The organism is Lacinutrix sp. Hel_I_90 (assembly GCF_000934685.1).
Lineage (GTDB): Bacteria > Bacteroidota > Bacteroidia > Flavobacteriales > Flavobacteriaceae > Lacinutrix.
The window spans coordinates 2,160,919-2,177,585 of record NZ_JYNQ01000001.1 but is presented as its reverse complement, the minus strand read 5'-3'; the positions used below and the strand labels follow the sequence as shown (position 1 = coordinate 2,177,585).

The following is a 16,667-nucleotide window of genomic DNA, read 5'->3' as shown; positions in this document are numbered from 1 at the left end:
AAAACCGTTAATCCTGCCATTCAGCAATAAATAAGTTGGTATCTCGGCCGCCGCCATTATTTCTATTTGAAGAAAAGGCCAGTTTTTTACCATCGTTTGAAAACACAGGAAAGGCATCAAAAGTTTCACTGTGAGTTACGCGTTCTAAATTTTTTCCATCTAAATCAATCAAGTATAAATTAAAGGGGAAACCACGCTCTGCTTCAAAGTTTGATGAAAACAATATTTTCTTACCACTTGGGTGAAAAAACGGACTCCAATTAGCGTTTCCTAAGTCGGTTAATTGGCGTAGCTCACTACCATCTGCATTACAGATATATAGTTCCATGTCTGTAGGTTCAACCAAGCCTTCAGCCAATAACGCTTTATACTCTTTAATTTCTTTTTCGGTTTTTGGTCGCGACGATCGGAAGATAATTTTAGTCCCATCGGGTGAGAAAAAGGCACCGCCATCGTAGCCTAATTCGTCTGTAATTTGCTTAACCTCACTACCGTCTAAATTCATGGTATATAATTCTAAATCGCCACTTCTTGTTGAGGTAAATACAATTTTGTCACCTTTAGGAGAGACCGTTGGCTCAGCATCATACCCTTTTTCATGAGTTAATTGCTTTACGATGTTACCTTGTAAGTCTGCAACAAAAATATCGAAGGTATCATAGACGGGCCAAATGTATTTTCCGTTTTTACGTAAAGGTGTCTCTGGACATACTTCATCGCTCAAATGAGTGGATGCATAGACAATATGTTTATTGTCTGGCAGGAAATAGGAGCAAGTCGCACGGCCTTTTCCAGTGCTCACCATTGGGGGCGGCACACTATCAAAAGTAGCATTAGCATTCATTAAAAACATTTGGTCACAAGAGACGTTCCACTTTTCATAATTAGACTGAAACACCAACTGTTTATCATCAAAACTCCAATATGCTTCTGCATTATCACCACCAAAAGTGACTTGACGTAAGTCTTTAAAATGAACTTCGTCTGGATAGATTAACGGGTTTTTCGTTTTTGAAACTTCAGTTTTTAAAGGCGTGTTTTTTGCTTTGTCTTCATTTTTACATGAACATAAAAGCAGAAAAAAGAAGAGTAAGTAAGTGATTTTCATGATGGATAAAGTGGGGATTATTGTCTAATTTTGAACAAAACTAATACTTATAACAATGAAAAAAGAAATTACAATCATTTTTCTACTGCTATTGATGGCGTGCCAACAAGAAAAAACACAAACAATCACCATTAAAGAAGATGTCACTTTTTTGTCATCTGATGCTTTAGAAGGGCGGCAAACCGGAAGTAATGGCGAGCAAAAGGCAGCAGAATATATTGCTGAGCGTTTTCAAAATATAGGCCTGCAAGCCAAAGGAACAAAAAACTATTTTCAACCTTTTTCTTTTCGACCAAAAACAGATCCGCACCAAGACGTGAATTACACAGTAAAGGACGGCGATAGTACCATTACAGGAACTAATGTAATTGGGTATATAGATAATAAAGCAGAAAACACAATCATTATCGGGGCGCATTACGACCACTTAGGTTTAGGTGCAGAGGGCTCATTACATAGAGGTGAAACGGCGATTCATAATGGAGCAGATGATAATGCAAGCGGTGTTGCGGTTCTTTTAAATTTAGCCGAAAAGCTAAAAACTAAAAACACAAACAACAATTATGTATTCATCACTTTTTCTGGAGAAGAGATGGGATTATTGGGCTCAAATTATTTTGTAAAAAACCCAACGATTGCTACTCAAAAAGCAAACTACATGATTAACATGGATATGGTTGGTCGCTTAAAAACGGATAGTACTTTAGCTGTTTATGGTGTTGGAACGTCTCCTATTTTAAAACAAACAGTAAAAGCGAATAACTCTAATTTTAAATTAATAGAAAAAGAATCCGGTGTTGGACCGAGTGATCATACCTCTTTTTATAACGCTGACATTCCTGTACTCCATTTTTTTACCGGACAGCATGAAGATTATCACAAGCCAAGTGACGATTTTGAAAAACTCAATTACGAAGGCATGCAAAAGATTTCAAACTATATTTATGAAATCATTACAGATTTAGACAATAACGGCAAATTACCTTTTAGAGCTACAAAGAATGAAAGCGATGCCGTGCCAAAATTTGAGGTGGGTCTGGGTGTTACGCCAGATTATTTATTTGATGGTATCGGTATGCGAATAGATGGTACAAGGGCCGATACTCCAGCAACAAACGCAGGGATTCAAAAAGGTGATATTGTAGTAAAAATGGGAGCTTATGACATCTCAGATATGATGAGTTATATGAAAGCCTTATCAAACTATAAAAAAGGCGATACAACCGATGTAACTGTGAAAAGAGGGGGTGAATTGGTTGTGGTTGCGGTAACATTTTAAAAGAAGTAATTAAAAACATGTTGAATTTTGGTCATTTCTAAACCATAAGAAATCATATCGAGAAGTAGAATTATGATTAAAACTAAGGACGACTTCATTAATAAAATCCACCTCATTATTTCGGTGTGTATTGTTATTCCTGTAGCCTTTGTTTACGGTTTTAAACCAGAATTAAGTTTCGATATGCTTTTAGAAACCACCGACGAGCATAATTTTCACAAAGCCATTATGGGATTGTATTTGGGGTTTTCAGCGTTATGGATTTTGGGCCTCTTTAAAATACGATATTTTAAAACAGCAATAATTACCAATCTCATTTTTATGCTAGGCTTGGGTTTTGGAAGACTGCTAAGCTTTATTGTAGATGGCATGCCCACTTCAGCATACGTTTTTGGAACCGTTGCAGAATTGTTTCTGGGTTGTTATGGGCTTTGGGTTTTAAAGCGATTTAACCAGTAAGAAGCGCCCCACAAACCCCCAAACTAACAATAACATATACGGCAGCTAGAATAAATAAAATTTTGGCTGCTTTTTTGTTTTTATTTTTCACAGCAAAACCAATGATTGCTAATACAATGGCTGGACCAAGCATGATGGCGATAAGCAAAAATACCAAGCCATTAAGATTCCCGACTTCTAATAGTAAATACTTCATATCATTTCGTTTCTAAGGCGTTCTAAGTGCTCTTTTTTATCATCACGATAAAACAAATTCATGGTTTCAAAAGGAATGATTTTATTGTCTTTGTTTACAATATGAACACAGGATTTTTTAATCGCGCGTACATCAAAATTATAAGCGTCAATAAATTGCATAATGATGACCCGAAATAAATTATCATAGCCTAAGTTTGGCGCATCAATATTGGGTAAACAACACATAATAGATTTCAAATTTTCTTCTGCAACTTCTACGGAATTCGCGGTGCTAAACAATGCAATCATTTTATCTTGAAGCTGTTCATCTTGCTCGTAAATAATAGTGTTTTTACTATTGTCTAATAAATCTGCAGGATTGATATAACGGGTTAACGGAAACACCGCTTCGCCTAATTTAAGCGCGTAACCCATAACCAAAGCATCTGGATTACATGGTACAGGAATAAGATCATCACTATTAAATATAGTGGTTTGCTCAATGATTTTTCTACGAACCTCTGTGAGTGTCATGCGATCGGTCTCAGGATTAAAATGCTCTAAGCGTCCGGCAATTTGTGTAGGTTGAAGTGTTACGCCACGAACACATTTTTGCAGTAGCGCGTAATCGATAATTTTTCCAATTTCATGGTCATTCAATCCCTTTTGAAGCGTTACGACCAAGGTCGTTGAGAGGTTCACGGTATTCAAATTTGCAATGGCTTGGGTTCTTACGTCATTCAAATCGGCACCACGTAATTCACGAAGCACGCTATTTTCGAAAGAATCAAATTGTAAATACACTTCAAAATCTGGAGCATAGGTTTTTAGTCGTTCTGCGAAAGCGAGATCTTTAGCAATTTTTATACCATTGGTATTCAGCATTAAATGCCGGATGGGTAATGATTTTGCATAATCCATAATCTCCCAAAACTGTGGATGAATGGTAGGTTCTCCTCCAGAAATTTGTACCACATCTGGCTCTTTTTCATTGCGAACAATCGTATCTAACATCGCTTTGACTTCATCTAAAGTACGATGTCTCCCATACGTTGGTGATGAACCGGCATAACACGTTGGGCAGGTTAAATTACAACGATCGGTCACTTCAACAACTGTTAAGCAACTGTGTTGTTCGTGGTCTGGACACAACCCGCAATCGTAAGGACACCCATAGTCTGTTTTAGTATTAAAAGTATAAGGCGTTTCGCTAGGTTTATTGTAGTTTCTTATATTTTTGTAGTATTCAATATCATCGGCAATCAACACCTTAGAACTCCCGTGTTCTTTACAGCGTTTTAACATGTAAACATTGCCATCTTCAAATACGATTTTAGCATCTATACGACGCAAACATTCTGGACAAAGGCTTAAGGTAAAATCGTAGTACGTATAGTTTCTAACTGGCATAATTTAGTTTTTGAAGTATAAATCGAGAATAGTATAACCAACAAATTACACATAAAATTTGAATCGTGCTCAAACCTATAATATAAAACACATTCGGTTTTAAAAATTCAATACAGAAGCGAAATGTGAAATATAAAACCATAAACCATTTAAACACCTCGCCATTGTTTAAAGTTGAAGTACTTTGCAGTCGTTTTAAACTGAAAAATAAAACAACAAGAAATACTAGTTCATATAATGCCGTGGGGTGTCTTAATAGTCCATCGCCCAAATCCATTCCAAGAACAGAGGTTGTTTCTTTGCCGTAAGTAAATTCGTTGATTCCCGATAAAAAGCAACCCATACGACCTATAAAAATTCCCAGAATAATGGGAAATACAAACAAATCGCCCGAGGACTCCGTTTCGCCAATACGCTTTTTTGCGAGTTCTACACCTAGCAATCCGCCAAACAATCCACCCATAATGGTCTTAGTGTTTAAAAGAGTGATAAGATTTTCCTGAGACCATGCCACAAGCGGGTTTTCTAATAGCCCAATGAGTCGCGATCCCAGTAAAGCGCCAATGGCCGCACCTAAAATTATAGAGAGTCTATTGCTTCCAGAAATAGTATCGTAAGACTGCTTTCTTAAAAACAGGTAGTAACGAAAGGCCACAAAGAACGCGAGATACTCTAAAATGAGATGGCTATTTATGTGGTAACCTAAAAGTGTGGGTTCGAAAGGAATAGTCAATGAGTTGCGTTTTGAGGTTTAAAAATACAATAATTATCTAGCGAATAGTAGGTTTACCTAAAAAGCACTAATTTTGCATAAAAATCAAACACTTTGGTAAAAATAGACAACATAGAACTTCCGGATTTCCCTTTGCTTTTAGCACCAATGGAAGATGTTAGTGATCCGCCGTTTCGCGCCTTGTGCAAAGAACAAGGCGCAGATGTTGTGTATACAGAGTTTGTGTCTAGCGAAGGCCTCATTCGTAACGCAGCTAAAAGCGTTATGAAGTTAGACATTTATGAAAAAGAACGTCCTGTTGGCATTCAAATTTTTGGTGCCAATATGGAAAGTATGTTAGAAACCATTGATATCGTTTCGGCATCAAAACCAGATATTATTGATATTAATTTTGGTTGTCCGGTAAAAAAAGTGGTGAGTAAAGGCGCAGGTGCAGGTATTTTAAAAGATGTGTGTCTCATGGAACAACTGACTGCTGAAATGGTAAAACGCACCAATATTCCTATTACTGTAAAAACGAGATTAGGCTGGGATCACGATTCTATACGCATTCTTGAAGTGGCGGAAAGACTTCAGGATGTAGGGTGTAAGGCCATTGCTATTCACGGGAGAACCAGAGCACAAATGTATAAAGGAGAAGCTGATTGGAAACCTATTGCTGAGGTGAAAAACAACCCAAGAATGCATATTCCTGTTTTTGGAAATGGCGATGTCACGACGCCTGAGCGGGCTATGGAAATGCGAGATGTTTACGGCTTGGACGGTTGTATGATTGGCCGTGCGACTATTGGTAATCCTTGGTTTTTTAAACAAGTAAAACACTTTTTTGAAACAGGTGCGCACTTAGCGCCAATTTCTCTAGCAGAGCGTGTTGATGCTGCTCGTAGACATTTACAAATGGCAATTGATTGGAAAGGTGAAACCCTTGGTGTTTTTGAAACTAGAAGACACTACACCAACTATTTTAAAGGCATTCCACATTTTAAAGAACACCGCATGAAAATGGTTACTAGCGATGCTTCAAAAGATGTGTTTGCAGCCTTTGATGAGGTTGAAGCATTATTTAGTGATTATCAGTTTACAGAATAGTAAATTATTTTATTTTCACCATGGCTTTCGTAATACGAACAGACGCAATTTTCGAAGCAATAATGCCTAAAATCGTAATTGTTAAAAATACAATAACGAAGTTTTGGGCATGAACAGAGACGGGATACGCGAGAGTCGGTGTGATCATCACTAAAGAAAAAGTCTGTTGAATAATCACAACTAAATACCCTATAAAAAGCCCAATTACTGTGCCTACAGTGGTCATTATGGTACCTTGTAAAAAGAAGATTTTTCTTATATCTTTTAAAGTAGCACCCATGTTATATAGCGTAGATAGTGTTTGTTTTTTATCTAAAATCATCATGATTAAAGAGCCAATAACATTAAATATTAAAATGATAGACACCAGTGTTAGTAGTAGATAAACGAACAGGTTTTCGGTATTTAGCATTTTGTGTAAGGAGGCGTTGAGTTCTTCTTTATTTTTAATCAGTATCTTATCTCCAAGAATACTTTGAAGCTCTTGTTTTATTAACACTTCATCAGCATTTTCTGCTAAGCGAAACTCAATAGCTGAGATTTGATGTTTAGGAAAGCTAAACAATTCCTGAGCCAGTCCAATAGAAGAGAAAATATAGGTGTCGTCGAACTTTTCATTAACCGAAAAAACACCAACATTAATAGCATCGACTTGCGTGAACGCTTGCTGTACAGACGTTATTTGTCCTTTGCCAGCTTTTGGCACATATAGCGATAAGCGCTTACCATAATCTAAAACACCAATATTTAAACTTCGTGAAACGCCCCAACCCACAACGACTTGAGAGGTGTTTTTAGTTAACCAACTTCCCAATTCTATAATGGAATCTACTTTATTTACTTTGCTATAATTTTCATCAACGCCTTTAATGTAACAGGTTTGTTTATTACCATCAAAAGAAGCGATAACCCGTTCTTCAATGATTTTAGAATATGAAGCGATGCCATTAACGGTACTCAGTTTTTCTTCAATGTCGGGTGTTAAAATAAACGATTTCCCAATAGTGGTTTCGGCTTTTAAATCGGGATCTATAATACTCGTAAATTCTAGAGTAAAATCCTTTAAACCGGCAAAACCAGAAAGCACAATAAAAAGAGAGGCTGCACCTAAAATGATGCCACCAATGGCAATATACGTGATGAAATTTATGGCATTATTACTGCTTTTGGAGCGCAGATAGCGTTTAGCAATGTAATAAGGAAAACTCAAAATAAGTTAAGATTTTTTGTGCTTATCTAAAAGGTCTGGGTCTTTTATAGGGTTGTCTTTTCCTTTTAAAGACTGCTCAATTTTATCAATATGCTCCAGCGAGTCGTCTACGAAAAAGTAGAGCTGTGGCATTCTGCGCAGCTGATTTCTAGTACGCTGTGCCAGTTCATGACGAATAAACGGCTGATTAGACTTAATACCTTCAACTAACTCCTTTGCTTTATCATTTGGAAAAATACTCAAATAGACTTTCGCTACAGATAGATCTACAGTGACTGAAACTTTAGATACCGAAATAATAACACCGCGCATACCGCCTTGTGTGGCAGCTGTTTGTAAGATGTCTACTAAATCACGTTGTAAAACCGATCCTATTTTTTTTTGTCTTTGACTTTCTTCTGTTTTCATTTTTTTGTTGCGTTTTCGCAAGAATATAGTGCAAAAATACGCTTATTTAAAGTTAATACCAATTTAACTATGAAATGTGCTAAAGAAAACAACAGTTCTTGTATCGTATATGCCGCTGTGAGGGATTTATATACCCTTAGATATTGGATATACGAAAAAGAAAATAGAACGGAAAAGGAACCCGTTAAACGCGATAGTTCATCGTTATAGTAATATACTTCCATTTACCAACTGTATTTATTACTTTTGAAAGTAAAAGGCGTGTCTTTTTAAAGGCGAACAGTAAGTTACGAAGTAATAATAATTAGTTTCCGTTTTCACGGAAACAAAAAACTCAGTTTTTTGATGAATAAAATAGAGCACATAGGCATTGCTGTAAAAAGTCTAGAGCAGTCAAACGATTTGTTTGCCAAGTTGTTTGGAGCACCACATTATAAAATAGAGGAAGTAGCCTCTGAAGGTGTAAACACCTCGTTTTTTAAAGTTGGAGACAATAAAATAGAACTATTGGAAGCGACAAAAGACGACAGCCCAATAGCCAAATTTATAGAGAAAAAAGGGGAAGGCATTCACCACATTGCTTTTGATGTGGATGATATTGAAGCCGAAATTAAAAGACTAAAAGCCGAAGGGTTTATCGTTTTAAATGATAGACCAAAAAAAGGCGCAGATAATAAGTTAGTGGCTTTTTTACATCCAAAATCGGCTAACGGGGTGTTAATCGAGCTTTGCCAAGAAATTAAAGATGATATAAAGGAATAAAAATCTTGTAGAGTTTTAAAAATAATATTAGATTTGCAGCCGATTTCGGTCCCATAGCTCAGTTGGTTAGAGCACCTGACTCATAATCAGGTGGTCCTTGGTTCGAGCCCAAGTGGGACCACACTTAAAACCCTTCTTTTTAGAAGGGTTTTTTGTTTGGTGTTTTATTGTCTCATAATAGTACACAGGTCCACGATTCGTTATAAAATATAATGAATACGTGTATAAAGTTATGGCGTACGCTTCAAAAGGAATCTATACCAAGTTTTAGAAAGCTCCTGTCTTAGAATTAAATCTCACCTAAAACTATTTTTTTTGTAACCGTTTCTTCCCCTTCAGTTTCTAAAGTTATTAAATAGAGACCTGCACTAAGTTGTAATTTCTTAGAAGAAAAGGCATTCACACCATAGGATAAGGATTTTTTAAAAACCGCTCGCCCATTAATAGTGTACAGAGTGGCAGTGAGGGGGTTGGTTGTTTTTTGCGTTACATTAATATTAAAAATGTTAGTAACAGGATTTGGGCTTACGCGTATATAAGGTAAAACACCTTCTGGTTCATTGCCTAAATTGGGTATTGTTATGGCAAACGTTATCTTTTGGGATACAGAAGTGTCGCATGCGCCTTCATAAATTTTGACTTGGCTTATGGTAGAGTTGTTGCCGGCGCCACCGTCATTATCGTTAATAAAAACCAATCGATCCATGGAACCAGAATAAAAATTACCAACAGGTATCGTATAGGTTTTTGTACTTCCAGCATAAGTATCGTAGTTCGTTATGCCATAATTTTGGGTGCCATACACTTTAAAATACCGGTTACTGGTCAGGGTATTATCGTTTTCAAAGCCTACGCCATGAATTTCTCCTTCAGAAGTACTGCTGAATGTAAATTCAATAACCGTTTGAGCAGTAACAATATAGTTTAAATTGATGTGTTTCCAGGTGTTATTATTTAGAATTAATGTCGCGCCAGAGTTAACAACACTGTATGTGCCATCAGTATCTTGATTAGAAAAAGAATTTATGGTGTAGTTATTAAAATTAAGAGTTTCACAAGTTGGATTTGTGGTTGTAGCATTTTTTATAGAGATCGCATCGAGAGCGATGTCGCTTTGCCAGCCGCTACTTCCGCTTCCCGTCAAGATAGTAACGCGGAATTGAACAGCAGATTCGTTGCCGTAAGAACTTAAATTGATGTTAGCGGTCTTCCAATTGCTACCTTGGTCTCCAGATTTGCTATATATAGCATTCCAAGTCCCAGTATTACTCGTTCTAATGTCAACATTTAACGAAGCAATAGCACTTCCTGACATGTGGTAGTCAAAACTTAATTCAGGAGTTGCAAGTGTGGTGAGGTTGTAGCAAGGAGAGTTTAAAGTGGCTGTCTTATTAGGAAAGCCGGTGCCACTGCCTGAAGCTTCAACATAGATATAATAAGAACCATTAGAAGCGTTAGTGGGACCTGTACCACTTGAAGGTGTCCCGCCTGAGTTTCTAGAATAGTCTAAATCATCAGCTGTACCTTGGGACCAAGCTCCAAACGACGACTCAAAACTTTCCTGATACGGATAGATTGCGATCGTTTCAGTACATGCCTCACCATTAGGGTTGCCTGTATTGCTGCCATTTGAGATTTCTATTAAGTACTCTAATGCTAGTTTTGCAAATTTTGCTGCGTGTGTCGCATTCGGGGTTGGCGATCTGTCAAACGTGTCGTTTCTAGTATGGATGTAAGGATTGCTTTGGTTAAAAGTAGCTTCAAAGGGAAAGGCAACGTCATAACCTTGTTGTGCCCAACTATAATGATCAGAACAACCGTAGTTACAAATGGAAGTGCCATAAGTTATTTTGTGTACTCCAGAGGCGTTGTAAAAATCCATAAGCTCGATTAAGAAATTATTCAAATTATCATCGTTATAAGAATCTGTTGATATGTATACGTCGTTAGCAGAACCTTTATAGTTGGTCATGTCTAATTGCATATAGCTAATCACGTTGACGTTCCTAGACTTGTAGTCTTGGGCAATTTCTTTAGAGCCCCTTAAACCTACTTCCTCAGCGGCAAAAGCCATGAATTCTATAGTGCGCTTTGGTTTAAAATTCATTTCAAACAACACCCTCGCGGCTTCGGTAATGGTTGCTATTCCTGATGCATTATCATCTGCTCCTGGAGCATCATTGTTATTCGCACTATTTGTGGAGTCTATATGACCACCAATAATTACAAATTCATCTGGGTTTTCTGAGCCTGTAATGGTCATCACAACCGAGGGCATACTGGTACTTGTGTGGTTTACAATCCTAACAGAAACATCAGTTCTTCCTGAAGCAAGCGTTTCCCATTTCGTTTTTAAGTCGAAAACAGCTTGTGCTGCACTGTTTTTCGTGTGGTATCTGGTCACATAGCTTTCTAATTCTTGTATTTGATTTGCAATGTTTAGGTTGTTCACTAAATCTAAACTTTGTAGTACCAATGGTTGCTGGGTAATGCTATAGAGAGAATTTGCCCGTTTGGTAGTTGCCTGGGACGCTATGAGACTGGATTTGTAAATGGCCGCTATAGCATTTTCCTTAGAGGCTTCGTAAATAAAACCGGGACCATGAACTAAAACTTTATGGTGAAGTTCTTCTGCAGCATCATCAGTCAGCATTACAGCACTATAGCCATTTAATGACTCAATTATTCGAACAGCTTCTGGGTGATTGATCTGTAATTCTTTAGCATCTTGTGTCTGCATGGTTGCATAAAACAGACCCTTCTTTTCTAGGGACTGGCTGTTTTGAGATTCTGAGATTTGTGGATTCAAAGCCATACAAAAGAATAGCATGGATAACATTGTTAATTGGAGGGATTTCATACGTAATGGATTTTTGAGATTAATTGGATTCTAGTGGTTTGATAATCAGTACCTAAGTTAGAACAAATAACGGTCCTAAAATTATTTAAAATGAAATATTTTAACTTAACCATTGGTTTTATTTAAAATTTTTAACAAAAAAGAATTTTATTTTACAGTGCAATTAGTGTTTTTTAATAGCTTATTAAGGGTGCTCTGTGTTGTTTGTTTTTTTTTTTGAGTCTTAATCGATTTTATCTCCATTCTAGAGTAAAGGTTGTGCGCTTATAACGAATTCTAGTTTAACGGCTACGAATACTAAAACCGTCCAAATTAAAGGGGATCCTCATGATACCTTTGAAGTGTAAACAAACAATAACACTCTAAAACAAATTATCATGAAAAATCTAAGAAACACAATCGCCGCAGTAGTAGTATTAATTGCCACTAACGTATTTGCTCAAAACAAAGAAGTGACTTTCGACACTTATGCACATGCCACAGTAACAAAATCTTCAAAATATTTATTGGCCAACGATGTGGCTTTAAGAGATTGCCCAGCAACGCAATGCCAGAAAATAACAACCTTACCAATTGGTATGAAAGTAAGATTGTTAGAAAAAAGTAAAAACGCCATTACTTTAAATGGGGTAACCAGTAGCTTCTATAAAATAACAGTCGGTCCAGACACAGGTTGGATTTGGGGCGGACTAATTTCGCAAAAAACTATGAGCAGCACTGCAGACCCAGCCATTATGTTTGTCTTTGGTGAAAAAGGAATAAAAGGAAGCGACGATGCAGACGCCACAAAAAACTACCAGATAAGAGCGGTGAAAAACGGTGTGGAAATCGATAGACTAACCATTACATCCCAAGCATTAAACTACGAAAACGTAACAAACTTAGGGAATAAAGGGATGCAAGGTGTAGACGATATTATAAGCTTAAGTCTTATTGACGGCGAAACTTGTGACACGATAGAAAACGCACTTTATGTGGTGTGGAAAAACAATACATTCAAAAAAACGACTGAAGTAGTGGCGCTGGTTGACGCTATTTCTGGAACAGATTCTTGTTCACTTTTTGATAATTAGGGGGTTAAAGTATTTAAATTATCAAAAACTAAACACTACGTGCTTTCATTAGTTCGTAGTGTTTTTAACGTTTACCTCCTTCTATAGGACAAACGCTAAAGCGTGAAAATAAATTAAAACGGGATACTATAGGTTTGCCTATATTTGTTTCTATTATATAATACATTGCATTTGAAACGACTGCTCACATTTTTAATCCTTTTAATTAGTACTAGTGCTGTTTTTTCGCAAAACAAAAAACTAAGAGGCTATACTATTGAAGATGGTTTGCCACAATCTCAGGTTTACGATGTGATTCAAGACGAGAGGGGGTATTTGTGGTTAGGCACACAGGGTGGCGGATTGAGTCGTTTTAATGGCAGTACTTTTGACGTATGGAATGAAAGCGACGGTCTGCAATCTAATTATATTTTTGCATTATTAGCTTTAAATGAAAAGCTTTACATAGGAACCAAAAACGGGTTGTCTATTAAAACTAAAGCGACGTTTTTAAATCGTGAAGCGCCGCAGGTGAATAAAATATATCATTTTAACAACACCATTTATCTCGCTACAAAACGCGGCATTTATAAACTTACTAATGCAGAAACACTTACTAAGGTTACTATAAACCCAGAGATTGACTCCAGTTCAATTAACGCGATTATTTTTAAAAATGATTTTTTCTGGATCGCTACAAACCAAGGGTTTTATAAGTTGAAAGCTTTACAAAGCGCAATGAAAAGCTTCAAAAAATTAGAGTCTAATAACTTCTCTGCGGCACTTTCATACCAAAATAAAATCTATGCGTCAACCTTTGACGATGGCACCTTTGTTTTTGACCTTGAAGATCTGGAAAATCCTATTTTACTGCGGGAACCCTTACGCATTAATAGTTTGTCTATTCAAAACGAAACAGAACTTTGGGTAGCGACAGACAACGACGGTATTTTAATTATTGATACAAAAACAAATAATGAGAAGGCCTTTTTAAATGCGAAAAACGGTTTGAATGTGGCCCACATTAGAAAGGTTATTGTAGATAAACAAGGTAATATTTGGATTGCAACTTCTGGTGGTGGCTTGTATAAATATTTTCAAAATAATTTTAAACATTACTCGGTTAACTCAGGTCTAAAAGGGAATCGTGTGTATGCTCTACATCAAGCCAACGACGGTCTTTATTTCTCAAGTTCGGAGGCCGGTTTGAGCCGGATGGATTCAGCAGGCATTCACCATATTAAACCATACAAGCATTTTGCTGATGTAAAAATAAAAACCATCACTAGCGATGCTAATGGAAACATTTGGGCAGGATCAGACGGTCGTGGTTTATTATTTCGAGAGACGAAAACGGGCGATAGTTTGTCTGCAGATTCTACCGAGGTCTTCAAAATAGAAACCATTAAAAACCATCTGCTCAATACAGATACTGGTTTTCCTAACGATTGGATTCGTAAAATACAAGTGGATAAACAGGCGATCTACGCAGCGACCTATTCTAGTGGCATTATCAAGTTTAACTACTATCCTGAAAATGATAGCCTAGTCATTAGAAAAACATTTGGAATAAATGAGGGTATAGAAGACCTATATATAAAGGATATGATTGCGCGAGACCATCAACTTTGGTATGCCACAAAAAACGGACAAATAGGTTATATAGAAAATAGTAAGGTGCACCACTTAGGAGCGGTTTTAAATAACCAAACAACTATAAACTCTTTAGTATTTAATAATGAAACGCTGTTTATTGGTACTGCCGGTCAAGGCATCTGGTTTAATAAAACAAACGACTATACTAATTTTGAAAAACTCAAGGGAGATAAAACACTGAGTTCAAAAAATATATATCAACTTATTTTCGATAACCAGGGTAATTTATGGGCTGGAAGCGAGCGCGGTGTCGATAAAATTTTACTAAATCAAGAGCATACTATTCTAGATGTGTTCCATTTTGGTAGAAATGATGGTTTTTTAGGTATTGAAACCTGCTTAAACGCTGTTGAAAAAGACGCGAATGGAAACCTGTGGTTTGGTACTATTTATGGGTTAACAAAATTTCAGCCAAGTGAAAGCAATCAAAAAAGCCGGAAGCCTAACCTCTTTTTTCAAGAGCTTAAAATAGATTATAAAAGTGTGGATTCCATTAACTTAAAAACATGGACAAATAGTAACAAAACACTTCAGCTAAACCCCAACCAACGGCAAGTTAGTTTTCAATATGCGAGTGTGGATTTAGATCACCCAAACGACATACAATTCCGTACAAAACTTAACGATACAGAATGGAGTCCTTGGACGGGAGATACGACTCAAAACCTTTCCGGATTGGCTTTTGGTGCACACACATTTTTTGTACAGTCACGAAATTACCGTTGGGAAGAAAGCGACCCGATTAGTTTTGGATTTTATATAGAGAGTCCGTTGTATAAAAAAGCAGGATTTCAATGGTTGGTAATTCTGTCCACAATTTCACTTTTGTCAATTTTAGCCTTAGGCTATATTAAAAGAGTGAAAAAAGAGAATGCAGCCGAAACTGAGCGATTAGAGCTCGCCAATCACTTGTTAACTTTAGAACAAAAGGCGTTGCGCTTACAAATGAATCCGCATTTCATTTTTAATGTGCTCAATGGTATTAAAGCGATGGCCACCACAAAGCCTGAGAAGATGAATACAACCATTAATAGTTTTGCGACCTTGTTACGCAACACTTTAATGAATTCAAGAAAAGACACGATTAGTTTAGCACAGGAAATTAAAACATTGCAGGATTATATTGAAGTAGAAAAACTTATGGCAGCTAAAGATTTTAATTATGAAATTAAAGTGCATTCAGATTTAGATCCCGAAGAAATTCTTGTGCCTCCCATGCTTATTCAGCCTTTTGTAGAAAATGCAATCAGGCATGGTATTTTAAAAGGAAAACGTGATGGAGTGCTTAAAATAGTTTTCAATACGACTAAAAACCAGCTGCACTGTTCTATTTCAGACAATGGTATTGGTATTTATGAATCGCAAAAAAACAAACCAAAGACCGATCATCAATCTATGGCGCTGACTGTGACTGAAGAACGCCTGGAGTCCCTTTCTGGGAAAAATGTACTGAAAATTAAGGAAATTGTAAACCAAGAGGGTATCATTTCGGGTACAAATATTACCTTTAATATACCACTAGAAACAGATTATTAAATGACACTTACAGCCATTATTATAGAAGATTTATTAGATGCTATGCAGCTTTTAAAAAGAGATATAGAAGTCAGACATCCAGAGATTAAAATTATAGATACGGCGCAAAGCGTTGTTGAAGCAGCCAAGTCTTTAAGAAAACAGCAGCCAGATATTTTGTTTTTAGATATTATGTTAGGAGATGGTACTGGTTTTGATGTTTTAGAGATTTTTCCAGACTTAAAAGCGAAAATCATTTTTGTTACAGCGAGTGATGAGTTTGCGATTAAAGCGTTTAAGTTTGCCGCTATAGATTATGTTTTAAAACCCTATACTCATGAAGAGTTAGATCAAGCCATAAAACGCGCCAAAGCACAAATTCAACCCTCGCAAGAGCGCTTGAATATTTTAAAAGACACCTTATCTGCGCCCGAAAAAAAGCCAGATAAAATATCGTTACATACCCTTGATAAAATTATAATTGTTAACCTCGATGATATTGTGCGTTGTGAGTCAGACAGTAATAACACGATTTTCCATTTACAAAATGGTAAAAAGGTTTTTGTTACTAAAACCTTAAAATACTTTAGCGATATGCTACAACCATATGAGTTCTTGCGTGTACACCAAAGTCACTTGGTCAATTTACAGTGTATTAGTGCTTTTATAAAAACAGATGGCGGTTATTTAATGTTAAAAAATGGCGAAAATGTACCGGTATCTGTTAGAAAGAAAAGCGATGTTATTGAAATATTAGATCAAATGCATCGTTAATAGTACAAGCATTTTTGAATCTCTTAAGAATCGAAAACTAGAAATTGTAAATTTAGAAAGCTGTGCCGTTGAATTTCAATATTTTAAGATTAGAGTTATTTAATAATCAAAAAGTAAATAACAATTAATAATCTGTTTTGAGTGAATATGAGTGAACAGAAACGGGTGGTTTTAG

14 protein-coding genes and 1 tRNA gene are annotated in these 16,667 nt (G+C 36.5%); 8 read left to right on the top strand and 7 right to left on the bottom strand.

What is annotated here, in order from left to right; genetic code table 11:
* Positions 1 to 7 precede the first annotated feature (7 nt).
* A complete protein-coding gene (locus tag GQ46_RS09660) occupies positions 8 to 1,108 on the bottom strand; it encodes a PD40 domain-containing protein (protein ID WP_044401132.1) in 1,101 nt (366 codons plus the stop codon).
* Positions 1,109 to 1,163: 55 nt separating this feature from the next.
* Between GQ46_RS09660 and GQ46_RS09655 the strand changes: the two genes are divergently transcribed.
* Positions 1,164 to 2,387 carry a M20/M25/M40 family metallo-hydrolase gene (locus GQ46_RS09655; protein WP_044401130.1) on the top strand — a complete coding sequence of 408 codons (1,224 nt, stop codon included), beginning with the start codon at positions 1,164 to 1,166 and terminating at the stop codon, positions 2,385 to 2,387.
* Between the two features lie 72 nt (positions 2,388 to 2,459).
* Positions 2,460 to 2,846 (top strand): DUF4345 domain-containing protein, encoded by a 387-nt coding sequence (locus GQ46_RS09650; RefSeq protein WP_044401127.1) that lies wholly within the window; start codon positions 2,460 to 2,462, stop codon positions 2,844 to 2,846.
* Here the strand turns inward: GQ46_RS09650 and GQ46_RS09645 are convergent.
* The 3 genes from GQ46_RS09645 to GQ46_RS09635 are packed head-to-tail and all read right to left on the bottom strand — an operon-like array spanning position 2,836 to position 5,166.
* Positions 2,836 to 3,042, bottom strand: a complete 207-nt coding sequence (locus GQ46_RS09645) for a hypothetical protein (protein WP_044401124.1) — start codon at positions 3,040 to 3,042, stop codon at positions 2,836 to 2,838. The genes GQ46_RS09650 and GQ46_RS09645 overlap by 11 nt on opposite strands.
* A complete protein-coding gene (locus tag GQ46_RS09640) occupies positions 3,039 to 4,433 on the bottom strand; it encodes a radical SAM protein (RefSeq protein WP_044401121.1) in 1,395 nt (464 codons plus the stop codon). The genes GQ46_RS09645 and GQ46_RS09640 overlap by 4 nt, the downstream gene beginning before the upstream one ends.
* Positions 4,423 to 5,166, bottom strand: coding sequence for a prolipoprotein diacylglyceryl transferase (locus tag GQ46_RS09635; RefSeq protein WP_044401118.1), 744 nt, complete (start codon positions 5,164 to 5,166; stop codon positions 4,423 to 4,425). Before GQ46_RS09635 ends, GQ46_RS09640 begins: the two co-directional genes overlap by 11 nt.
* Positions 5,167 to 5,259: 93 nt before the next feature.
* Between GQ46_RS09635 and dusB the strand changes: the two genes are divergently transcribed.
* Positions 5,260 to 6,255 (top strand): tRNA dihydrouridine synthase DusB, encoded by a 996-nt coding sequence (gene dusB, locus GQ46_RS09630; protein ID WP_044401115.1) that lies wholly within the window; start codon positions 5,260 to 5,262, stop codon positions 6,253 to 6,255.
* 4 nt (positions 6,256 to 6,259) lie between these two features.
* Here dusB and GQ46_RS09625 read toward each other — a convergent pair whose 3' ends face one another.
* Both GQ46_RS09625 and rbfA read right to left on the bottom strand, forming a co-directional pair.
* Positions 6,260 to 7,465, bottom strand: coding sequence for an ABC transporter permease (locus GQ46_RS09625; RefSeq protein WP_044401112.1), 1,206 nt, complete (start codon positions 7,463 to 7,465; stop codon positions 6,260 to 6,262).
* A gap of 6 nt (positions 7,466 to 7,471) precedes the next feature.
* Complete coding sequence (rbfA, locus tag GQ46_RS09620; protein ID WP_044401109.1) at positions 7,472 to 7,873, bottom strand: 30S ribosome-binding factor RbfA; 402 nt, start codon at positions 7,871 to 7,873, stop codon at positions 7,472 to 7,474.
* A gap of 345 nt (positions 7,874 to 8,218) precedes the next feature.
* Here rbfA and mce point away from each other — a divergent pair, with 345 nt between their 5' ends.
* On the top strand, positions 8,219 to 8,635 hold the full coding sequence (mce, locus tag GQ46_RS09615) for a methylmalonyl-CoA epimerase (protein WP_044401106.1): 417 nt from the start codon (positions 8,219 to 8,221) through the stop codon (positions 8,633 to 8,635).
* A 47-nt stretch (positions 8,636 to 8,682) separates the two neighbouring features.
* Positions 8,683 to 8,756, top strand: a tRNA-Ile gene (locus GQ46_RS09610).
* Positions 8,757 to 8,924: 168 nt separating this feature from the next.
* On the opposite strand, the gene GQ46_RS17140 is transcribed toward GQ46_RS09610, so the two are convergent.
* Positions 8,925 to 11,495: a M20/M25/M40 family metallo-hydrolase gene (locus GQ46_RS17140; protein ID WP_082041737.1), complete on the bottom strand. Its 2,571-nt coding sequence runs from the start codon at positions 11,493 to 11,495 to the stop codon at positions 8,925 to 8,927.
* Positions 11,496 to 11,872: 377 nt separating this feature from the next.
* Here GQ46_RS17140 and GQ46_RS09600 point away from each other — a divergent pair, with 377 nt between their 5' ends.
* The 3 genes from GQ46_RS09600 (at position 11,873) to GQ46_RS09590 (ending at position 16,492) form a co-directional block, all read left to right on the top strand.
* Positions 11,873 to 12,568: an SH3 domain-containing protein gene (locus tag GQ46_RS09600; protein ID WP_044401103.1), complete on the top strand. Its 696-nt coding sequence runs from the start codon at positions 11,873 to 11,875 to the stop codon at positions 12,566 to 12,568.
* 171 nt (positions 12,569 to 12,739) lie between these two features.
* On the top strand, positions 12,740 to 15,739 hold the full coding sequence (locus GQ46_RS09595; protein WP_044401100.1) for a two-component regulator propeller domain-containing protein: 3,000 nt from the start codon (positions 12,740 to 12,742) through the stop codon (positions 15,737 to 15,739).
* Positions 15,740 to 16,492: a LytTR family DNA-binding domain-containing protein gene (locus GQ46_RS09590; RefSeq protein WP_044401097.1), complete on the top strand. Its 753-nt coding sequence runs from the start codon at positions 15,740 to 15,742 to the stop codon at positions 16,490 to 16,492.
* The last annotated feature ends 175 nt before the right edge of the window (positions 16,493 to 16,667 follow it).